Here is a 20,475-nt window from a genome sequence, read left to right as displayed (position 1 = left end):
TCTACCGTCCGATCACGGTGCCATCATGGGTGGTGTTGTGGTCGGATTTTTATTGCATTGCCAAAGGGACACACCGCCCTAGTGCCGCGCTCCAGGCACTGTAGAGCGGGCTAACAAAGCATACATGGTGGGAACGACAAAGACCGTCAACACTGTTCCCAAGCCCATACCGCCCACAATCACCCAACCAATCTGCGTGCGGGTTTCGGCCCCCGCCCCGCTGGCAAGTGCCAAGGGCACTGCGCCTAAGACCATAGCCCCAGTGGTCATCAAAATCGGGCGCAAGCGTTGCGCCGAGGCCTGCACCAACGCATCTACCATCTCAAGCCCCTGTTGGCGCAATTGGTTGGTAAATTCAACGATCAAGATGCCATGTTTGGTGATCAAGCCCACCAAGGTGATCAACCCAATTTGCGAATACACGTTGAGTGAGCCACCACTCCAACGCAAAGCCAGCAGGGCACCGACCACCGACAACGGCACCGACACCATGATGACAAGAGGGTCGATAAAGCTCTCAAATTGCGCTGCCAACACCAGAAAAATGAACACCAGCGCCAGCACAAACACCAAGCCCAGTGCCCCTTGTGAGTTTTTGAACTCGCGTGAGGTGCCATTCAAATCAGTGGTGTAGCCGGGTTTAAGCACCCGCGCTGCGGTGGCGTCCATGAAGGCCAGCGCCTCGCCCAATGCATAGTCGGGTGCCAAATTGGCCGTGATAGTGGCTGAACGGCGTTGACCAAAGTGGTTGAGTTCGCGTGGGCTCACACTCTCGCGCACCGTCACCAAGGCCGACAGCGGAACCATGGCTTCTTTTTGGCCGCGCACATAAATGCCATCGATGTCTTCGGGGGTAGTGCGGCCACTGGGTTGGGTTTGCACAATCACATCGTATTGCTCCGCATCGCGCTTGTACCGTGTCACGGTACGCCCACCCAACATGGTTTCAATGGCCTTGGCCACCACATCCACATTCACGCCCAGATCAGCAGCCCGCTCCCGATTGACGTCAATGCGCAGTTCTGGCTTGTTCAGGCGCAAATCTACGTCGGGCGATAGGATGCCGGGGTTTTTGGCCATTTCAGCTAGCACCTGTTCAGCCACAGCACTGAGATTTTCGTAGCTGTCTGAAGTCTGGATAACATAGTGCAATGGCCTAGAGCGAAAGCCCTGCCCCAAAGAAGGCGGTGTGATGGGAAAAGCACTCACCCCTGGCAAGCTTGCAAGGCGCGGCTGTAACTGTCGGGCAATATCGAGCGTGCTGCGGCTGCGCTGCTCCCAATCTACTGTGCGATAAACCACACTCCCCTGCGAGACCGTGGGATTGCCAATGTTGGCAAAGATACGGTCAAACTCTGGATAGTTACGGCCTATTTGCTCCAGCTCCAAGGCGTAGCGGTTGGTGTAGTCTAGTGTGGCACCATCGGGTGCAGTGATGTTGGCAACAATCGTGCCCCGATCCTCTAGGGGCGACAGCTCTTGCTTCATCTGTGGATACACCCACCACAAAGTCAGGGCGCTGGCAGCCATCAGCGCCAACACCAACCACCGGGCTTGGACACAGGCAGCGCCAATGGCGCCTGCCCCCCGATAACGGGCCGTCAACAGCCAACGCAGCAGCCGTGCATACGCTTGCGACAGCGCAGTCAGGCAGCGTTCCATCGTCCGATCAAACCAGTGCGGCTGTGGGTTGTGCTTGAGCAAGAGTGAGCACATCATGGGCGAGAGTGTTAAGGCCACAAAACCTGACACGAGCACCGCACCTGCCAACGCCAGCGCAAACTCGACAAACAAACGCCCAGTGCGCCCCGGCGTAAATGCCAGCGGGGCATACACCGCAACCAGAGTCAGGGTCATGGCCACAATCGCAAAGCCAATTTCGTGCGCCCCCCGAATCGCTGCCGCAAAGGGTTCCATGCCCTCTTCAATATGGCGGTAGATGTTTTCTAGCATGACGATGGCATCGTCCACCACCAAACCAATCGCAAGTACCAGTGCCAACAGCGTCAAGGTATTGATCGAAAACCCGGCCCATTGCATCAGCGCAAACGTGCCTACCAAGCTCACCGGAATCGTAATGATGGGAATGATGGACGCGCGCAACGTGCGCAGAAAAACAAAAATCACGAGCGCCACCAACACCACAGCTTCCGCAATGGTCTGGTAAACGCTTTTCACTGAGCGATCGATAAAGATGGAATTGTCATTGGCCACTTCCACTTTGACATCGGCCGGCAAGTCGTCTTGCAAGGTTGGCAACATCGCTCGCACCCCTGCCGACAGTTCCAAAGGGTTGGCTGTGGCTTGGCGGATGATGCCCACTGAGATGGCCTCTCGGCCATTGAGCCGTACTTTGCTGCGATCACTGGCCGGGCCTTCTTCAACCTTGGCCACATCGCGCAAACGCACTGGAAATCCATTCACAGTACGCACCACGATCTCGGCAAACTGTGCAGGCTGTACCAAATTGGTCTGTGATGTCACGCTGAACTCACGTTGCTGCGACTCAATGCGCCCAGCAGGCAGCTCTAGGTTGTTGCGGCGGATAGCGTCTTCTACATCCTGTGGCGTGAGGCTATAACCGGCCAGACGCTGCGGGTCTAACCAAACACGCATGGCATAGCGCCGCTCGCCATAAATAGGCACATCGGCCACGCCCGTCACAGTTTGCAACCGCGGTTTGACGATGCGGTTGAGCAAGTCATTGATCTCTAGTGGCGTACGTGTGTCACTGCTAAACGCCAACCACATCACCGGAAAGGCATCTGCCTCGACCTTGGCAATGACAGGTTCATCCACGTCCGCAGGCAGGCGACTGCGCACCCGTGCCGTGCGATCACGCACTTCGGCGGCAGCATTGTCGGCATCTTTTTCGAGCCGGAAACGCACCGAGATTTGGCTGCGTTCGGCCCGGCTGATGGATGTGATGACATCTACAGCGTCAATGCCCGCAATCGAGTCTTCCAGTGGTTTGGTCACCTGCGACTCGACCACTTCGGCGGATGCCCCTGCATAGGAGACGCTGACCGTGACCACGGGCTCGTCAATTTTGGGATATTCACGCACCGATAAGCGCGTAAAGCTCACGGCACCGATCAGCAATACCAACAGCGACAGCACCGTGGCCAGCACTGGGCGGCGGATAGAAATTTCGGCAAGTTGCATGGCTGGTTTTAGCCCGGTTGGCCCACAGCTGCAGGCACAAACAGCTGCACCTTGGCACCATCTTTCTGCAAACGTTGTTGACCTGCCGTGACCACGCTGTCGCCAGACTCTAAGCCTTGGATGACTTCCACCCAACCATCACGGCGCAACCCTAACTGCACCGTCGTACGGCGCACTTGCCCCGACCGAGCATCGGTAGCAGGTTCAAACTTCCAAACGATTGCGGCATTGCCCTGCGGCACAATCGCTTCCTCGGGCACCATGCGGGCATCAGAGCGCAATCCCAGCTCTACGCTGATGCGTGCAAACATACCAGGGCGCAAAGGGCCATTGCGATTGTCCAAGCTGGCTCGCACCAGCAGCGAGCGACCGTTGGCATCAATTTGTGGGTCGAGTGCTTGCACCATCGCCGTGTATTGAGCACCCGGTAAGGCATCCAATGTGATGCGGACGGTCTGCCCACGTTGAATCTGACGCTGATAGCGTTCAGGCAAACGGAAATCCACCAACAAACCGTCAATGTCCTCGATATTGACAATATCCGTACCGTCTTTCAGGTAGTCGCCCACATGGACATTGCCAATACCAGCCACACCATCGAAAGGTGCGACCATGCGCAGCCGAGCAGCCGTGGCTTGGGCCAAAGCCAATTTGGCTTGGGCCACTTCCAGATTGGCCGCACTCTCCTCCAATGACCGTTGGCTGATGAAGCCTTGGGCCACCAGTTCCTGATTGCGCTGATGGTTGGCTTGGGCGATAGAGCGTTCTGCTTGTGCCTGCTGCACTTGGGCCTTGGGCAATTGATCGTCTAACTGGGCCAACAGCTGCCCTTGGCGCACCAGTGCCCCATCACGAAAATGCAATGCCATGATGCGTCCGCTCACTTCTGGACGCAACACGACACTGCGCCGAGAACGCAAACTCCCCACAGCCTGCACCTCATCGCGCAGTGTGACCGTGCGCACCACAGCCACCTCAACACTTACCGGTTTGGCCGCACCTGTCTGCGCTCGGCCAGCCTCCACCACAGGCACCACGGCAGGAGACGATACAGGTTTTTGCCACCACCAGGCAGCAAAACCGGAGCCAGCAATGCCAATTGCGGCAACAACAAGATAGAGTGCTCTGGTGGCCATGAAAAGGGCAAGAACTGGTCGGGCAAGGGAGGGCAGCACTGTAGCAGCGCATTCTCGCCAAGCAACCACTTCACATAAACAAGCACCCCCAAAACGGGGCTTTTTACGCCAGCTTTACCTGTAAACAGCCTATGGCTTACATCCCAGCGCCTGCTCAACGCCCCGGTTAGCCAACCCATCGGCACGTTCATTGCCCGGATCACCCGAATGGCCTTTCACCCAGTGCCAAGCGATGCGGTGTCCCCCTCCTTGCACCAAAGCATCCAGACGTTGCCAAAGCTCGAGATTTTTGACGGGTTGCTTGTTGGCGGTTCTCCAGCCCTTGGCTTTCCAGCCATGAATCCACTCAGTAATACCTTTGCGCACGTATTGGCTGTCTAGGTACAACGCTACTGAACAAGGCCGCTTGAGTGCCGACAGTGCCTCAATGACGGCCAACAACTCCATACGGTTATTGGTAGTGTCCAACTCGCCACCAAACAACTCTTTCTCCACACTGCCAGAACGCAGGAGCACGCCCCACCCCCCAGGGCCGGGGTTGCCCTTGCAGGCTCCATCGGTATAAATCTGAACCTCGTTCATTGTTTCCTATCCATGTTGTTCATCGCTGGTACGGCTCAGCGCCGACACAGCCTGCGCTGCCCGTGGCGGGCGCTGGCGCCATGCTGGCTCCAACAGCCGCATACCATGCACACGCTTGATAGCCACGACAAAATAGCCAGCACCCAGTATGGGCCAGGCATGGGGGCCCAATCGATCTAACCAAGCAAAGCGGCGCAGCCAACCCGCTGTGCGCAATGCAGGGCGATAGCAACCAAACTGGGCTTGGCCCACCTCAAAACTCAACAGACGCAACCAATCGCGCAAACGCCAAGGCGTGATGAACTCACAGTCCTCCGGCAAATACCACGGCCCACCCCAACGCTGAAGAAATCGCCGCTGGTGCAGCCCCCACAAACTGATTGGGTTAATGCCACTGATCACCACCCGCCCCTCGGGCAACAAGACCCGCGCCACTTCTCGCAAGGTAGCATGGGGGTCAGCACTCAACTCCAATGTATGTGGCAACAACACCAAATCGAGGCTGTTATCGGCAAATGGCAGCGCCCCCGTGTGTAGCAGCAGATCTGGGGCAGGGCCAGCCCCAGGGCCAGCCACGAACGTTGCGCCCGCCGCTCGCCAGCAGTGGGGAATGCGACTAGAGCGCAGCCCTTGCAACAAGGGCATGCCCATTTGTAAAGCATGGTAACCAAAAATATCAGCCACTGCCGCATCAAAACAGCCCTGCTCCCATTGCAACAGGTAGTGTCCCGGCGGAGAATCGAACCAATGGTGCAAATCTATAATTTCGGTACTCATGAATCTGCTACCACTGCCCGCCTTCTCCGATAACTATATCTGGATGCTGCACGATGCAGGCCAGGCGCTTGTAATTGACCCCGGCGATGCTGCGCCAGTGCTGCAAGCACTGGAGAAGTTCGGGTTACAACTACAGGCGATTCTAGTCACGCACCACCATTCCGATCATGTGGGGGGTGTTTCGGCTCTTCACGCGGCCACTGGGGCCATTGTCCGTGGCCCTGCCCGAGAGAGCATGCCAACAGGCACTGTGCCAGTGCATGGTGGGGAGCAGGTACACGCGCTGGGCCTGTCCTTTGATGTGCTGGATGTGCCCGGTCACACGGCGGGCCACGTTGCTTACTATGCTGCGGTGCCTACACAGGCACCATTGCTTTTTTGTGGTGACACTCTATTTTCTGGCGGTTGTGGGCGCCTTTTTGAGGGTACCCCCGCACAAATGTTGACCTCGCTGGACACCCTGGCGGCGCTGCCCCCAGACACCCGCGTCTGCTGTGCGCACGAATACACACTGTCCAATCTTCGGTTTGCCCGTGCTGTAGAGCCCGACAACACAGCCTTGGCACAATACGAACAGCATTGTGAGGCTCTGCGAGCACAGCAACTGCCTACCCTGCCATCGCACATTGGTCTGGAGCGGCAGATCAATCCTTTTCTGCGAGCGCGCATACCCGCTGTAGCCGCAGCGGCGCAAACCCAAGCACCCTCTTCTTGTCTTAACCCCGATGATGCAGTGGCCGTGTTAGCCACCTTGCGGGAATGGAAGAACAATTTCTGATGCAACTCCTGTCTCTGACCTGTCTGGCAGGTGCCCTGCTGCTCTCGGGCTGTGCCACCACCACCCTCAGCACTGGCCCTACTGCTGCCGTAAACACTACCGATAATGCCTGGGAATCCCCACGCTATAGTGCATTAGGCGCCGACAAGACCTTGCAACCCATCACTCCGGCCAAAGCGGGTAATGGTAAGGTGGCGCCGCTGTTCACCCCTGCTGATTTGTGGGATCGCATCCGACGGGGTTTTGCCATGCCCGATCTGGAACATGAGTTGGTGCAAGACCGCGAGCAGTGGTATGCCCATCGTCCAGAATACATGCAGCGCATGACCGAACGCTCCAGCAAATACCTGTTCCATATCGTTGAGGAACTGGAGCGCCGAGGCATGCCCACTGAGTTGGCCCTGTTGCCTTATATCGAAAGTGCCTTCAACCCACAGGCTGTCTCCAGTGCCAAGGCTGCAGGCATGTGGCAATTCATGCCCGCCACTGGCACTTATTTTGACTTGAAGCAAAACGTTTTTCGCGACGACCGACGCGATGTATTGGCCTCCACCCGCGCAGCGTTGGACTATCTGCAAAAGCTGCATGGTATGTTTGGCGACTGGCACTTGGCACTGGCGGCCTACAACTGGGGAGAGGGCAGCGTAGGGCGTGCCATTGCCAAAAACCAAAAGGCAGGGCTGGGCACACGCTACACCGACCTGAACATGCCCGCTGAGACGCGGATGTATGTGCCCAAACTGCAAGCAGTGAAAAACATCGTTGCCAACCCCGATGCCTTCAAAACCGAACTGCCACTGATTGAAAACCACCCATACTTCCAAACTGTAGACATCACCCGCGACATTGATGTGGCACTGGTGGCTCGCTTGGCTGGTGTGCGTGAGGCAGACTTTCGGGCACTCAACCCCTCTTTTAACAAGCCGGTCATTCTGGCGGCAGGCACGCCGCAAATTTTGCTGCCTTGGGACAACGCCAAAGTGTTTGAGCGCAACCTAGAAGCGCACAACCAAGGCCAATACGCCAGTTGGACGGTCTGGACAGTGCCTAGCACCATGAGCGTCACCGAAGCTGCACAACGCGCCGGTATGCCTGAAAGCGAGTTGCGCGCACTCAACAATATCCCGCCGCGGATGCTCATCAAAGCGGGTTCTGCGCTGATGGTGCCACGCTCTACCACCACGCGCGAAGATGTTACCGAACATGTAGCAGACAACGGTCAGATTGCGTTAACTCCAGAAATCGTCACACGGCGCACGGTTGTACGGGCCAAAAAACGTGACACGGTGCTCACACTGGCACAACGCTACCGTGTGAGTCCAGCCAACGTGGCTGACTGGAACGACGTCAAGCTCAAGGCAGCCTTCAAACCAGGACAAGAAGTGGTGCTGTTTGTACCTGTGTCACTCAAGGCACAGGTTGCAGCCCGAGACTCTGGTAAGAAAACGACCTCCACTACAGCAGTTGCCTCCAAGGCAGGCAACAAAAAAGCCGTGGGCGGCAAGGAGCGCACGGTCACAGCGGCCTCCAGCGCCAAAAAGAAAGAGCCTGCGCGCAAAGTGGCACAGGCTGACCCCCCTGCCAAAGTACGCCGCCACTGAGCCTTGGGGCCAAGCCCCGCCCCACAGGTAACCGGCAGCCCTGCAAATATGTGGGGTGGGTCGGTTTTGTGCCTTTCAAGGAATATCCATGCGACAGTTCAAGTTCAGTCTGCACTCCGTTTTTCTTTGGCTGACAGCCTTGTCGCTGCTTTTGGTGTTGCTCACCTTTGCTGCCTTGGCCCGTCTGTCTGCAGCCGCAGACCGTGTGATTGAAGTGGATGGCAATCTGCACCACTCATACCTGCTGGCCGATATGCTGCGCCAAAGTTCAGATGACTTGACCCGATTGGCCAGAACCTATGCGGTCACAGGAGATCCGCAATTTGAGAAGCAATACTGGGATGTGCTGGCTATTCGCAATGGCAACAAACCGATGCCAGAAGCCTATCACCGCATTTATTGGGATTTGGTGGCAGCAGGACAAACCCAGCCACGCCCAGCAGGCCAAAAGGCTTCTTTGCGCCAATTGATGAAAGAGGCTGGATTTACAGAGGTCGAATTTGCCAAGCTGGATGAAGCCGTAGAAAAATCTGACACCTTGGTACGCCTAGAAACCATTGCCATCAACGCCGTTAAGGGCCAATTTGATGATGGCAAAGGAGGCTTTACCCGGCATGGTCGCCCCGACCTGGAGTTGGCACAACGGCTGATGCACGATGCCAACTACCATGCCGAAAAAGCCAAGATCATGCAGCCCATTGACGAGTTTTTTGCCATGATGGAGCTGCGCACGCAAAATACCGTGCAAACAGCAGCACAAGACCGTGAAACCGCCCGCAATCAAGTTTGGGCCACCATTTTGTTCAATTTTTTTGGGGTGGCATTGGGCTTGCGCTTAGCCTACCAGCACCTGCTCAAAGTGTTGGGTGGTGAGCCTGCCACGGCCACAGAGGCCGTGCAGCGGGTGGCCAATGGCGATATGCGCGAGCTGACACTGAACAAACGTGTCCGTAGCAACAGCTTGCTGGGACATCTCAAAACCATGCAGCACAAGCTGGGCTTGGCGTTGGCCGATGTCAAATCGGCCTCTGGCGCTGTCCACCGTGGCACCCAAGACATCAAGGCTTCCATCATGCAACAGGCGGCCTCCTCTTCACAGATGTCGGCTTCCGTGAGCGAAATCACCGCCACCATGGAAGAGATGTCGGTAACTTCATCACAAATTGCCGAACATGCCAAATCGGTCGTCGATTTGGCAGAACAGGGTTGGCACAACAGCCGCGACTGCCTGCAAGCCATTGAAGAGGTGCAATCACGCATGGCAGGCATACGCGCCCAAAGCGAACATGGCACCGAAGAAATCATTGCGCTGGGGGTTAAATCCAAGCAAATTGGCAAAGTGATGGAAATCATTAACGACATTGCCGGCCAAACCCGCCTGATTGCCTTCAATGCGGCCTTAGAAGCCTCCAGTGCTGGTGATGCCGGACGGCGGTTTTCTGTGGTAGCCAGTGAGATTCGCCGTTTGGCCGATAGCGTAACCTCTTCAACACAAGAAATTGCCGAAGAAATCAATGCCATCCAAGACTCGATTGAACGCCTGGTGTTGACTTCCGAAAAGGGGGTGGCCAGCATTGCAGAGGGCATACAGGCCACGGGCACCGCCACCCAACGCCTCGAAGCCATGGTCACCGCCACCAGCCGCACCAACGAGGCGGCCTTGCAGATTTCTCTGTCCACCCAGCAGCAAAAAACCGCCAACAGTCAAATTTTGACGGCCTTGCGTGAAATCATGCAAGCCAGTGGCAATACCTCCGATTCCATCCAAAGTATTTCCAAGGTCAGCCAGCACTTGTCGGGATTGGCCGCTTCGCTCAATGAAGCTGTGGCCAATTTTGAGCACGATCCACACCCAGAATCAGCCCTGGCAAACCAGCGCGCATAAGCACATGCCACAGGCAGTAAAGGCCATGCCAGCCAAAATACGGGTAGTGATTGCCGATGACAGCACCTTGACGCGCGAGTTGCTCAGGGCTTTGCTACAGGAAGAAGACGATATTGATGTGGTGGGTGAGGCGGCCAATGGCCGCGAAGCACTTGATCAGGTTCGGCGCCTGCGACCCGATGTTCTGACGCTGGACATCATCATGCCGATCATGCCTGGCCCACAGGCCATCCGCGAAATCATGGCTGTGTGCCCTCTGCCCATTTTGGTGCTGAGCAGCGTAGCTGATGCCAAAAATGCATTTGACTGCATCCAAGGTGGGGCGCTGGATGTGGTCATGAAACCCCTGTTCAACGCCAGTTCAGGGGCCGAACTGGCCCGGCGCATTCGTGTGCTGGCTAAAACCCGTGTCATGCGCCACTGGTCTATGCTCCGACCTTCCAGCACCACCCAACCCCCCTTGGAGGCCCGCGGAACCACCGATCTGCACAAACAGCCGTTTCACCGTGTTTTTGCGATTGCCGCCTCCACAGGTGGCCCCCAAGCATTGGCCGCTATTTTGCCTTCCCTGCCAGCCCATTTTCCTTGTCCGGTGGTTGTGGCACAGCATGTGGCCCTGGGTTTTGCCCAAGGTATGGTGGATTGGTTGAGCAGCCTGTGTCCTATGCCTGTGCATCTGGTCAACCAAACAGTGCCCCTACAGGCTGGACACATCTACATTGCACCACCAGAGCGCAATCTGTGCATCAACCGACAGCAACACCTGATTCTGGAAGAGCAGATGCCGGGGGATATCTTCCACCCCAACTGCGACTGCCTGCTCCACTCGGTTGCAGAAGTCTGTGGGGCACAGGCTGTGGGCATTATCCTATCGGGGATGAGCTCTGATGGCGCCAAAGGCATAGCCCGGATTCGCCAGCGAGGGGGGGTTACCTTGGCCCAAGATGAAGCCAGTTCTGTGATTTTTGGTATGAACCGTGTGGCCATTGAGTCAGGCGCTGTGCAGCAGGTCTTGCCCGTCACCGCGATTGCCGACTCCATGCAAAAGCTCGCTGGTAAATCCACATGAGTCCACTGGTTGATCTGGCACCGTTCAAGGTGCTCATTCATGAGCGTTGTGGGCTGGGCTTTGCAAGCGAGGGGGACGACTATAAGTTGCGCCAAGCCATCTTGGCACGCACCCAATCCCTGCGGCTGCGGGCAGATGCTTATTTTTTGCACTTAGGCTTCAACCACGGTGAGTTTCAAGAACTGGTCAACCTACTGACCATCAACGAAACCTACTTCTTTCGTGAACCCGAACAGTTGCGTTTTGTGGTTGACCGAGTGGTGCCGCGCCTAGTGGCCCGGCACGCTGCCTACCCCATCCGTATTCTCAGTGCTGGCTGCTCGTCTGGTGAAGAACCCTACTCCTTGGCCATCGCCCTACAAGAAAAATACGGCCCTATCGCCGCGGAAATGTTTTCTATCCACGCGGCTGATATTGACAGCGCCATGGTCGAAAAAGCCCGGCAAGGTGTTTTTTCCGACTTCTCTTTCCGTGGTGTGGCCCCCGAAATCCGGCAACGCTATTTCCAAAAATCAGCCGCTGGTTATACCTTGGCAGCAGAGATACGCCAACGCGTGACGTTTCGATTGCTGAATTTGGTGCAGCCAGAACGGCCCCTGACCCTCACAGACTTTCACGTCATTCTGTTTCGCAACGTCTCCATCTATTTTGATACCGCCACCCGCCGACGCATCCAGCAGCATTTGGCTGAAATGCTCAAGCCCGATGGCCTGCTGTTCACTGGCATTGCCGAGACCCTTGCCAACGACCTACAGGTTTTTCAGCTGGTAGAAGAAGAAGGCACCTTTTATTTCTCTAAGGACAAAACACCACCACTGCCGAGTGCGCCCGCGCCCCGTACGCCCTCCCCCTTGGCAGCAACATCCTCCCTTCTGACGCCCAAACCGCCAGCACGAGCCCCAACCGCCAGCACCCCAACCACGCCAGCACAGAAACCCTACACCCCCCCCGCCCCCGATAGCCAAGCCCTGCGCCGCTTGGTGGCCGGACAGCATTACGATCAGGCCTTGCCACAGCTCGACACTGCCATAGCCACAGCCCCCCAGAATCCGGCTTTGTTGCTGCTCAAGGCATTGGTGCTGCTGGAGCGACGTCAGTTCTCAGATGCCACCGCCCTGGCCCAACAAGTGCTGGCACAAGACCACTGGTCGATTGATGCCAGCTTTTTGCTAGGCCAAATCGCCCGCAATCAGCAACAAATGGATGAGGCCATCCGCTGGTTCAAACAAGCTGCTTACGCACACCATGCCTGTTGGCCGGCCCACTATTATCTGGCTGACCTGTACCGCCAGCGGGGTGATGTGCAACTGGCGCGCCGCGCCTACCGTGCCGTGCTGCAATTGCTGGACGACCCCAGCACCAACCACGGTATCGGCCACATACCACTGGCCCTGCCCAGTAGCGAAATCCGCAAACTCTGTGAACGCCATCTGGCGACGCTGGTTGGGGAACGGAGATAAACATGGCTCTGGACATCCGTAAGTTCATTGGTCGTTTTATCGAAGAAGCCCGCGACCATGTGCGCCAACTGGGGGAGGGCATCGTCCAACTTGGGCATGGCGGAGGCAACGACACCATCAACGCGCTGTTTCGCTCGGCCCACACCATCAAGGGCTCGGCACGGATGCTCAAGCTGGTGCCTATCACCGACACTGCTTTTGAGGTGGAGGAAGTACTGGGCAAGCTGCGCGATACCAGCTTGGTTTATACCCCCGCACTGGGCCAGTTACTACAACAAGCGGTCGACCAATTGGCCACACTGGTTGATCAGCTGGCCAGCAGCGGTGATCCCCAAAGCCTGCCAGCAGTGGATGCCAAGATAGTGGCAGCACTGCGCCAAGCCAGCAATGCCAACCCTGCCACAGCGCCAGCGCCCCCCCATGCCGAACAAGCCACGCCTGCCCCTGCCCCGCTGACCACCACACCAACAGCAGCCACCACTACGGCCGAACCCCGGCTCATCGCCAGTGACACCGTGCGTGTGCGGCTTGCCAAACTCGATGAACTGATCAAACTGATGGGCGAGGTGGTCTCTAGCCACGTCCAACTGCAACAGCACCAGATGGATCTGGTGCACTTGCAACGTGCAGCCAGCCAAACCGATGTCAGACTGGCCCAACAACTCCGCAGCGTGGCCCAAACGCTCAAAGACGACGTTCAGGCGCAGGCCATGCTCATGAACGAATTGCACGACAAAGCACTGGCCATGCGCATGCTGCCATTGGCCATCGTCTTTGAGCCAGCCGCCCATTTGGTACGCGACCTGGGCCGCTCTGTAGGCAAGCAGATCGATTGCATCGTACGTGGGTCGGAAATTGAGCTAGACCGGCAAATGACAGACCGGCTGGCCGACCCTATCCTCCACCTGATCCGCAACGCTATTGACCACGGCATTGAACGGCCCGAAGTTCGCACAACCGCAGGCAAACCCGCTGTGGGCCGACTGACGCTCAGTGCCCACCAAGATGGCAACTGGGTGGTCATTGCCATCACCGATGATGGCGGCGGCATTCCACTAGAACAGGTGCGAGACAAAGCCATCAAGAAAGGGTTGATCACCGCAGAAAAAGCAACGGCCTTGGGCGAACGTGGCCTGATTGATCTTATTTTTCTGCCCGGTCTGTCCACCAACGACATCATTACCGATCTGTCTGGGCGTGGCGTAGGCATGGATGTGGTCAAGCAATGTGTTCTCGATGAGCTGCATGGCAGCATCAGCGTAGAAACCCAAGCCGGTGTGGGCACCACCTTCTCGCTGCGCCTGCCCCTATCGCTGGCAATGATGCGTATCTTGTTGGTACAAGTCCAGGGCTTGCCACTGGCCATCAATGCCCAATATGTCGCAGAACTGTTGCGGCTACCTAGCGATGCCTTGATGACGGTGACCGGGCGCCAGGCCGTGATTTTGCGCAACGAGTTTGTGCCTGTGGTGCACTTGGCAGAACTACTGGCGATTCCAACACAACAACGCCCCGCCTCACCACCACGCAGCACCACTGACGAGCGCATGCTGTTGCTGGTGCTGCGCGTAGACCACGAGGCACTGGCCCTGTGTGTGGACGAACTGCTGGACGAGCATGATATGGTCATCAAGCCTCTGCCCAGCCATTTGCAACACCTCCCCATGCTCTCGGGCATGGTGCTCACCGGACGCAACGAACTAGCCAGTGTGCTACATGCACCCGCCCTGCTAGATGCAGCACGCCAAGCCCGAGGCGAGTCCGTGCGTGTACAAGCCCACCACCACGACAGCGACAATACCTACCATGTGCTGGTGGTTGATGATTCGCTCAATACCCGTGAGATCGAGCGCGATGTGTTGCAAGCTTACGGTTACCAAGTCACCCTGGCCGAAGACGGCCTGGATGGCCTGAACAAAGCTTTAGCCTACGACTTTGATGCTGTGCTCACCGATGTAGAAATGCCAAACATGGACGGCTTTACCCTGACAGCACGCCTGCGCCAAGAAGCAAAATACCAAACGCGGCCCATCATCATCATCACCTCACGCGAAAAGGACGAAGACAAGCGACGGGGTGTCCAGGTTGGGGCCGACGCTTATATCGTTAAAGGCGATTTTGATCGCAGCAATCTGGTGGATACACTGAAAGCCCTGCTCGGCTGAAGGCCCCACAGACATCACCGCAAGGATAAGAACAATGCAGATTTTGGTAGTCGATGATGATCCCTTGGCCGCAGAAATGGTCGGCGCTGTGCTGCAAGAACTGGGGCACCATGTGCTGCTGGCCGAGAATGCGATGGAAGCTATCAGTCAACTCAACGAGCACCCCAGCATAGAGATGGTCATCAGCGACATGAACATGCCGCTCATCAGCGGCATTGACCTGTTTCGTGAGCTGCGCGAGCAAGGCAATGCCCTTCCCTTCATCTTGCTCACTGGCGATGATCCCGATAAATTGCGGACGATCGAACCGCGCCTAGGCGCCTGTGTGCTGAAAGACTTCCATCTGGACAGCACACTACCAGCCGCCATGACGCAGGCCCGCACAGCGACCACCACTTCGGAATGACTATGGCTAGACTGGCCTCCGCCAGGGCAAAAATTGCAGCTCTGCGCCAAAGATTCCTCGAGCAACTGCCAGAACGACTGGAACAAATCCAAGCCCTATCCCATCAGTTGGATATGGCTGCCCCCGACGCCGCTCTGCTGCGAGAATTGCACCGACTGGTACACAACATCAAGGGGACGGGCCGCTCATTTGGCTTCAGTGCCCTGGGCGACTTGGCAGGAGAGTTTGAAGACCTGCTGACTACCGTTTTAGATCCAGAGATCAACCCTCCACCACCGGATTGGCCTGTCTTGCTAGAGCGGTTTGTTCAATCGCTGGTACTGAGCATTTCCAAGCTTTGCACACCCACGCTTGACGGCATCGTGCCAAGGCCACAAATACCGGAGCTGTACCAATCTCCCCAAATGTTCTCAGCCGAAAAAGAGACTTGCTTGGTCTATTTGTGCGAGGACGACGCGTTGCTGCTGCAACAATTGTCAGCACAACTGGCCTGTTTTGGCTATCAAATTCAAACCTTCCTGAGCACCGAGGCGTTGCGGCAAGCCGTCCGTGAACGCTGGCCCGATGTGGTGCTGATGGACATTGAGTTTCCAGAAAGCCGCTGCGCTGGCACCGAAACCCTGCAAGCCATTCGCCAAGAGACGGGTAAAACCCCACCTGCGGTGTTCATGTCCAGCCATGACGACATTCAGTCCCGACTCAATGCCGTGCTGGCAGGTGGCGAAGCCTATTTTCATAAGCCGGTCAATGTCATGGACTTGGTACGGGTGATGGACGAGCTGAGCAACCGTTCGCAGCCCGAACCCTATCGGGTTCTGATTATTGATGATGAGCCAGATGTAGCCACTTACCATGCCATTTTGCTGCAAGAGGCCGGCATGCTCACGGCACAACTGAGCAACCCAGCAAAGCTGCGCTATATGTTGGAGGCTTTTCGGCCCGACATTGTGCTGATGGACATCTACATGCCCGGCTGCAACGGTCGTGATTTGGCCAAGCTAATCCGACAACTGCCCGATTATGTGGGCTTGCCCATCGTGTATCTGTCCAGCGAAACCGACCGCAAGAAACTATTCTCAGCCATGCAAGTGGGCGTGGAAGGATTTTTGTGCAAACCAGTGGTGCCTGAGGAACTGATTGCGGCGGTTAGCATCCGCGCCGATCGGATGCGCATTTTGCGCTCACGGATGGTACGCGATAGCCTGACGGGCCTGCTCAATCACACAGCGATCACCCAGTTTTTAGAAAACGTCTTGGCCAATGCCGAGCGGCAGCACACTGAATTGTGCTTTGTGATGATCGACATTGACCACTTCAAACAAGTCAATGACACCTATGGACACCCGATGGGTGATCAAGTGCTGTTGGCCTTGTCACGGCTAATGCAGCAGCGCCTACGCGGTTCGGATATCGTAGGCCGCTATGGCGGGGAAGAATTTGCTGTGATTCTGTCGGGAGTCTCTATGGTTGAGGCTTGGAAGGTGGTTGACGAATTGCGCCGCAATTTTGGCCTGTTCAAATTCAAAACCCCCCAAGGCACCTTTTCCAGCACTTTCAGTGCTGGGATTGCCAGTTGCACCCGCCATGCCACCTTGACCGATTTGCGGGAAGCCGCTGACAGGGTACTTTACCGGGCCAAACGCAATGGACGCAACCAGGTACTGGTGGAGGACGTAGAAACATGAGCAGCCAAACGCTCGACCAAATTTTGTCTGAAGACCGACAAACCAAGCAGGGCATCATCAATGTCGACGAACCCATCGTCAAGCTGGTGGTGGTTGAATGGGGTCAGCAATGGTTTGCTTGTCACGGCGAACGGATCAAAGGAATTTTGGCCAAACAGCCGGTGTTTTTCATTCCGGGTGCCCCCCCAACGATTGAGGGCGTGATCAACGTACGCGGAGATATCGAATCCGTACTATTGCCCCACACCCTGCTGGGCCTGCCAGCCACATCCAGCACAGCGGACTCGCTCATTCTGATCGCCCAAGGAGACAAGGTGCGCAGCGGTATCCGGGTAGACCGGGTCATTGACGTCTGTGATGTGCTGCAAAGCAATATTCTGCCCCCACCCTCTACGGTCTCTCTCCTGCTTCGGCCACTGATTTTGGGTGTACTGCAGCTGCATGGGCGGCCAGTGTCACTGCTCGATATCAATCGTCTGTTGTCCGACTATGCCAACATGGGGGCTTGAACATATCGTGTCAAGCCCTAGCAACACCGCTGCGCTGGAAGTGGTGCTGTTTGATATTGGGGCTTATTGCATTGCCTGCCCCAGTGATCAGGTGGCCGCGATGCTGGCTACGCCCCCACGCGATACCTGGATATGCCTAGAAACGCTGCTCGGGGTCGAGCCAAAACAGTGCAAACACCAACAACGCCACTACTTAGAGATTTACTGCCCACAAGGCACCACGACCATCGCACTGCCATCCGCCCCGCGCATGGCCACATTGGATGCCGCTTGCGTTCATGCCTTGCCATTGCTGTTGCGCCAACACAACCACCTGCCTGCACTGGTGGCTTTGGGGTTTCTCCCAGACGTTGACTCCAGCGGCCATCACTGTGTGCTGATTTTTGATTTCAGACGCCTATAAGGCAGGCAGCCCTTGCTCAACGACGCTCGGCAAGGGCATGGGCAATAGTGCCCAAATCCACATACTCCAACTCACTGCCCACTGGCACACCACGGGCTAGGCGGGTGGTGCGCAAGCCCCGCGCCTTGAGCGCCTGGGCAATGACATAGGCCGTAGTTTCACCTTCGGCTGTGAAATTGGTGGCAAGAATGACTTCTTGCACCAAGCCATCATTGACCCGATCCAACAGCTTTTTGAGTCCAATATCGTTTGGCCCCACCCCATCCAATGGACTGATACGCCCCATCAAGACAAAATACATTCCCCCAAAGGCGCCCGTACGTTCCATAGCAGCCTGATCTGCGGGTGTTTCAACCACACACAGTCGGGAGGGATCGCGGGCAGGATCCAGACAAGTGCTACAAATTTGTGCCTCGGTGAAGGTATGGCAGCGTTCACAGTGGCGCATCGTCTGAACAGCCCGCGCCAAAGCCTCAGATAATTGCAAAGCGCCTTCACGATCACGCTGCAACAGATGAAATGCCATGCGTGCCGCAGACTTGGCACCGACACCAGGCAAGCATCGTAATGCCTGAACCAATGTATCCAGACTGTGTGGGGCGGGCATAAGGAATCAGAACAGAGCCACAGCCTCAGAAAGGAAACTTCATGCCGCCCGGTAGTCCAGGCATGCCTGCGGTGATCTTGGCCATTTTCTCTTGTGAGGTTTCTTCGGCTTTGCGCACAGCAGCGTTGAAAGCAGCAGCCACTAAATCTTCTAACATGTCTTTATCTTCGGCCAGCAAACTGGGGTCAATGGTCACCCGTTTGACATCGTGTTTGCAGGTCATGGTGACTTTTACCAACCCGGCACCCGACTCGCCCTGCACTTCTACCTGCCCCAGTTCATCTTGGGCTTTTTTCAGGTTGTCTTGCATGGCTTGGGCTTGTTTCATCAAGCCTGCCAGTTGTCCCTTATTAAACATGTAAGTTCCTTTCGTTATAAACTATCAAGAGAAAAAGAAAGAGCAATCGCCAATCAAAGTGGCCGAATACTACCCGGCACGATGCGGGCCTCGTGATCGCGCATCCAAGACTGCACCCTGGGATCGGCCTCTACTGCGTCACGGGCCTGCTGCTGGCGCAGCTGTTCTGCGGTAGCGTTGCGTTGGGCCGGGCAATCAGCCACAGCTCCAAACTCAATGCTGACCTGTTGGGCATGCCCTGCCGCTTGCAAGGCGGCGGTGAGCCGTTCACGCGCTATAGATTGGTTCAGAGATTCTCGCTCAATGCGCAAATGCCAATGTCCACTGTCACAGGCCACCAATTGTGATTGCAAGGCCAATTCACGCGCCAAAGCTGTGATCGCCTCATCCGCTATCAGGCCTTGCACTACCGTGTACCACAAATCCCCCATTGGTGCATCGTGATCAGCAGCTGTGATGGGGGCCACCGCTTGCGTTAGCACCGCAGCAGTGGTCGTTTGGGCAGGTGCAAGCTCCATCGTACTTGGTGGTGCAGGCGGCACAGGCACGGTGGCAGGCGGTGCAGGTACCAAGGCTGCATCTGGTGGTGCCCAGTTCTGGCTTGACTCAATGGTCAATGGTGGGACTGGTGTTGGAGTTAAGGCTGGAGCAAGTGTTTTTTTTTCTGCCAAATCGGGGGGTGAAGGCTTGAATGCCAGCAAGCGCAACAACACCATCGTCAGCGCCGCATATTCATCTGGGGCCAAGCCCAACTCAGCACGTCCATGGAGACCAATGCTATAGAGCAACTGGGTTTCATCGGCAGGCAACAGTTCAGCCAAACGGGCCGTTGCAACCGCGTCCGGATCGTGGGCATCCACCGTGGCGACCATAGATGGCACCGCCTGCAAAACAGCCATGCGTTGCAAAACAGCGCACATGTCCTCTAGGGTAGAGGCCGCAGAGACACCATGCAGACGCAACGCCTCAGTAGTTTCGACCACCGTCTTGCCATCGTTCAACGCCAGTGCTTCAATCAGACGAAAAACATAGCTACGGTCTACACTGCCCAGCATCAAACGAACGGCAGCTTCCTGCAGTTGCCCACTGCCAAAGGCAATGGCTTGATCGGTGAGTGACAAAGCGTCACGCATAGAGCCACGGGCAGCACGCGAGAGCAAGCGCAAGGCCTGAAGATCGGCAGGGACGTTTTCAGCGTGCAACACACGCACAAGGTGCTCTAACACGGTCTCAGGTGCCATAGGGCGCAGATTGAACTGCAAGCACCGCGATAGCACCGTGACGGGCACCTTTTGCGGATCGGTAGTAGCCAACACAAACTTCAGGTACTCCGGCGGCTCCTCCAGCCTCTTGAGCATGGCATTAAAGGCCGTGTTGGTCAGCATGTGGACTTCATCGATCATAAAGACCTTGAAGCGCCCTTGCACCGGCTTGTATACGGCTTGCTCCAACAATTGCTGCACTTCATCCACCCCACGATTGGAGGCAGCGTCCAACTCGGTGTAATCCACAAAACGACCACTGTCGATATCTTGGCAGGCTTGGCAGACTCCACAGGGAGTGGCCGTGATACCTCCCTGCCCATCTGGCCCCTGACAGTTGAGCGATTTGGCCAGTATGCGCGATACCGTGGTTTTTCCCACCCCTCGGGTGCCAGTAAACAGGTAGGCATGGTGCAGGCGCTGCTGCGTCAAGGCATTGGTCAGGGCCTGCACCACATGCTCTTGCCCCACCATCTCGGTGAAGTTGCGCGGACGGTATTTGCGGGCGAGCACGATGTAAGACATAGGGCGATTCTATGTGCGCCTCTGTCCATCGCAACTGAGCCGCTTCCTGTCTTCAGCTAACCTTCAGTTGGCAACACCATCATCAAGGTTTTGTCCAGGAAC

Annotated in this window: 17 protein-coding genes; 10 read left to right on the top strand and 7 right to left on the bottom strand. The window is 56.6% G+C overall.

Going from position 1 to position 20,475, the window contains the following annotated elements; translation table 11 throughout:
- Nucleotides 1-78 precede the first annotated feature (78 nt).
- From ACYVB2_RS04530 to ACYVB2_RS04515, 4 genes are all read right to left on the bottom strand, one after another.
- The gene (locus ACYVB2_RS04530) at nucleotides 79-3,165 is read right to left on the bottom strand and encodes an efflux RND transporter permease subunit (RefSeq protein WP_382431073.1); all 3,087 of its coding nucleotides are present in this window, start codon (nucleotides 3,163-3,165) and stop codon (nucleotides 79-81) included.
- 8 nt (nucleotides 3,166-3,173) lie between these two features.
- Nucleotides 3,174-4,301, bottom strand: a complete 1,128-nt coding sequence (locus ACYVB2_RS04525) for an efflux RND transporter periplasmic adaptor subunit (RefSeq protein ID WP_382431075.1) — start codon at nucleotides 4,299-4,301, stop codon at nucleotides 3,174-3,176.
- A gap of 129 nt (nucleotides 4,302-4,430) precedes the next feature.
- Nucleotides 4,431-4,883: a ribonuclease HI gene (gene rnhA, locus ACYVB2_RS04520; RefSeq protein WP_382431077.1), complete on the bottom strand. Its 453-nt coding sequence runs from the start codon at nucleotides 4,881-4,883 to the stop codon at nucleotides 4,431-4,433.
- A 6-nt stretch (nucleotides 4,884-4,889) separates the two neighbouring features.
- Nucleotides 4,890-5,660: a class I SAM-dependent methyltransferase gene (locus ACYVB2_RS04515; protein ID WP_382431079.1), complete on the bottom strand. Its 771-nt coding sequence runs from the start codon at nucleotides 5,658-5,660 to the stop codon at nucleotides 4,890-4,892.
- Here ACYVB2_RS04515 and gloB point away from each other — a divergent pair.
- The 10 genes from gloB (at nucleotide 5,659) to ACYVB2_RS04465 (ending at nucleotide 17,621) form a co-directional block, all read left to right on the top strand.
- Nucleotides 5,659-6,438, top strand: a complete 780-nt coding sequence (gloB, locus tag ACYVB2_RS04510; RefSeq protein WP_382431081.1) for a hydroxyacylglutathione hydrolase — start codon at nucleotides 5,659-5,661, stop codon at nucleotides 6,436-6,438. The genes ACYVB2_RS04515 and gloB overlap by 2 nt on opposite strands.
- Nucleotides 6,438-8,039, top strand: coding sequence for a transglycosylase SLT domain-containing protein (locus tag ACYVB2_RS04505; RefSeq protein WP_382431083.1), 1,602 nt, complete (start codon nucleotides 6,438-6,440; stop codon nucleotides 8,037-8,039). Before gloB ends, ACYVB2_RS04505 begins: the two co-directional genes overlap by 1 nt.
- 88 nt (nucleotides 8,040-8,127) lie before the next feature.
- Nucleotides 8,128-9,924, top strand: coding sequence for a methyl-accepting chemotaxis protein (locus ACYVB2_RS04500; protein WP_382431084.1), 1,797 nt, complete (start codon nucleotides 8,128-8,130; stop codon nucleotides 9,922-9,924).
- A gap of 4 nt (nucleotides 9,925-9,928) precedes the next feature.
- Nucleotides 9,929-10,993: a chemotaxis-specific protein-glutamate methyltransferase CheB gene (gene cheB / locus ACYVB2_RS04495; protein ID WP_382431086.1), complete on the top strand. Its 1,065-nt coding sequence runs from the start codon at nucleotides 9,929-9,931 to the stop codon at nucleotides 10,991-10,993.
- Nucleotides 10,990-12,453, top strand: coding sequence for a CheR family methyltransferase (locus tag ACYVB2_RS04490; RefSeq protein ID WP_382431088.1), 1,464 nt, complete (start codon nucleotides 10,990-10,992; stop codon nucleotides 12,451-12,453). The genes cheB and ACYVB2_RS04490 overlap by 4 nt, the downstream gene beginning before the upstream one ends.
- A 2-nt stretch (nucleotides 12,454-12,455) precedes the next feature.
- A complete protein-coding gene (locus ACYVB2_RS04485; protein ID WP_382431090.1) occupies nucleotides 12,456-14,618 on the top strand; it encodes a hybrid sensor histidine kinase/response regulator in 2,163 nt (720 codons plus the stop codon).
- A 34-nt stretch (nucleotides 14,619-14,652) separates the two neighbouring features.
- Nucleotides 14,653-15,024, top strand: a complete 372-nt coding sequence (locus ACYVB2_RS04480; protein ID WP_382431092.1) for a response regulator — start codon at nucleotides 14,653-14,655, stop codon at nucleotides 15,022-15,024.
- The gene (locus tag ACYVB2_RS04475; RefSeq protein WP_460535470.1) at nucleotides 15,021-16,709 is read left to right on the top strand and encodes a GGDEF domain-containing response regulator; all 1,689 of its coding nucleotides are present in this window, start codon (nucleotides 15,021-15,023) and stop codon (nucleotides 16,707-16,709) included. Before ACYVB2_RS04480 ends, ACYVB2_RS04475 begins: the two co-directional genes overlap by 4 nt.
- Nucleotides 16,706-17,218 carry a chemotaxis protein CheW gene (locus ACYVB2_RS04470; RefSeq protein ID WP_382431096.1) on the top strand — a complete coding sequence of 171 codons (513 nt, stop codon included), beginning with the start codon at nucleotides 16,706-16,708 and terminating at the stop codon, nucleotides 17,216-17,218. Before ACYVB2_RS04475 ends, ACYVB2_RS04470 begins: the two co-directional genes overlap by 4 nt.
- A 7-nt stretch (nucleotides 17,219-17,225) precedes the next feature.
- Nucleotides 17,226-17,621, top strand: coding sequence for a hypothetical protein (locus tag ACYVB2_RS04465; RefSeq protein WP_382431098.1), 396 nt, complete (start codon nucleotides 17,226-17,228; stop codon nucleotides 17,619-17,621).
- 16 nt (nucleotides 17,622-17,637) lie between these two features.
- On the opposite strand, the gene recR is transcribed toward ACYVB2_RS04465, so the two are convergent.
- From recR to dnaX, 3 genes are read right to left on the bottom strand one after another with little or no spacing between them, the layout of a single operon-like run.
- Nucleotides 17,638-18,228 (bottom strand): recombination mediator RecR, encoded by a 591-nt coding sequence (gene recR / locus ACYVB2_RS04460; protein WP_382431100.1) that lies wholly within the window; start codon nucleotides 18,226-18,228, stop codon nucleotides 17,638-17,640.
- 25 nt (nucleotides 18,229-18,253) lie between these two features.
- Nucleotides 18,254-18,586, bottom strand: coding sequence for a YbaB/EbfC family nucleoid-associated protein (locus ACYVB2_RS04455; protein WP_382431102.1), 333 nt, complete (start codon nucleotides 18,584-18,586; stop codon nucleotides 18,254-18,256).
- Nucleotides 18,587-18,639: 53 nt separating this feature from the next.
- Nucleotides 18,640-20,373, bottom strand: a complete 1,734-nt coding sequence (dnaX, locus tag ACYVB2_RS04450; RefSeq protein ID WP_460535465.1) for a DNA polymerase III subunit gamma/tau — start codon at nucleotides 20,371-20,373, stop codon at nucleotides 18,640-18,642.
- Nucleotides 20,374-20,475 lie beyond the last annotated feature (102 nt).

The sequence above is a fragment of the Giesbergeria giesbergeri genome, from assembly GCF_054779375.1.
The sequence above is the reverse complement of the archived record's forward strand: the minus strand, read 5'-3'. Positions and strand labels throughout refer to the sequence as shown.

What these genes read in the sequence shown, in the direction of transcription:
- ACYVB2_RS04525 (WP_382431075.1), bottom strand. Translation starts at nt 4,301, where the DNA reads ATGGCCACCAGAGCACTCTATCTTGTTGTTGCCGCAATTGGCATTGCT.
- ACYVB2_RS04530 (WP_382431073.1), bottom strand. Translation starts at nt 3,165, where the DNA reads ATGCAACTTGCCGAAATTTCTATCCGCCGCCCAGTGCTGGCCACGGTG.
- recR (WP_382431100.1), bottom strand. Translation starts at nt 18,228, where the DNA reads ATGCCCGCCCCACACAGTCTGGATACATTGGTTCAGGCATTACGATGC.
- ACYVB2_RS04470 (WP_382431096.1), top strand. Translation starts at nt 16,706, where the DNA reads ATGAGCAGCCAAACGCTCGACCAAATTTTGTCTGAAGACCGACAAACC.
- ACYVB2_RS04515 (WP_382431079.1), bottom strand. Translation starts at nt 5,660, where the DNA reads ATGAGTACCGAAATTATAGATTTGCACCATTGGTTCGATTCTCCGCCG.
- ACYVB2_RS04475 (WP_460535470.1), top strand. Translation starts at nt 15,021, where the DNA reads ATGACTATGGCTAGACTGGCCTCCGCCAGGGCAAAAATTGCAGCTCTG.
- dnaX (WP_460535465.1), bottom strand. Translation starts at nt 20,373, where the DNA reads ATGTCTTACATCGTGCTCGCCCGCAAATACCGTCCGCGCAACTTCACC.
- cheB (WP_382431086.1), top strand. Translation starts at nt 9,929, where the DNA reads ATGCCACAGGCAGTAAAGGCCATGCCAGCCAAAATACGGGTAGTGATT.
- rnhA (WP_382431077.1), bottom strand. Translation starts at nt 4,883, where the DNA reads ATGAACGAGGTTCAGATTTATACCGATGGAGCCTGCAAGGGCAACCCC.
- ACYVB2_RS04480 (WP_382431092.1), top strand. Translation starts at nt 14,653, where the DNA reads ATGCAGATTTTGGTAGTCGATGATGATCCCTTGGCCGCAGAAATGGTC.
- ACYVB2_RS04485 (WP_382431090.1), top strand. Translation starts at nt 12,456, where the DNA reads ATGGCTCTGGACATCCGTAAGTTCATTGGTCGTTTTATCGAAGAAGCC.
- ACYVB2_RS04455 (WP_382431102.1), bottom strand. Translation starts at nt 18,586, where the DNA reads ATGTTTAATAAGGGACAACTGGCAGGCTTGATGAAACAAGCCCAAGCC.
- ACYVB2_RS04505 (WP_382431083.1), top strand. Translation starts at nt 6,438, where the DNA reads ATGCAACTCCTGTCTCTGACCTGTCTGGCAGGTGCCCTGCTGCTCTCG.
- ACYVB2_RS04500 (WP_382431084.1), top strand. Translation starts at nt 8,128, where the DNA reads ATGCGACAGTTCAAGTTCAGTCTGCACTCCGTTTTTCTTTGGCTGACA.
- gloB (WP_382431081.1), top strand. Translation starts at nt 5,659, where the DNA reads ATGAATCTGCTACCACTGCCCGCCTTCTCCGATAACTATATCTGGATG.
- ACYVB2_RS04490 (WP_382431088.1), top strand. Translation starts at nt 10,990, where the DNA reads ATGAGTCCACTGGTTGATCTGGCACCGTTCAAGGTGCTCATTCATGAG.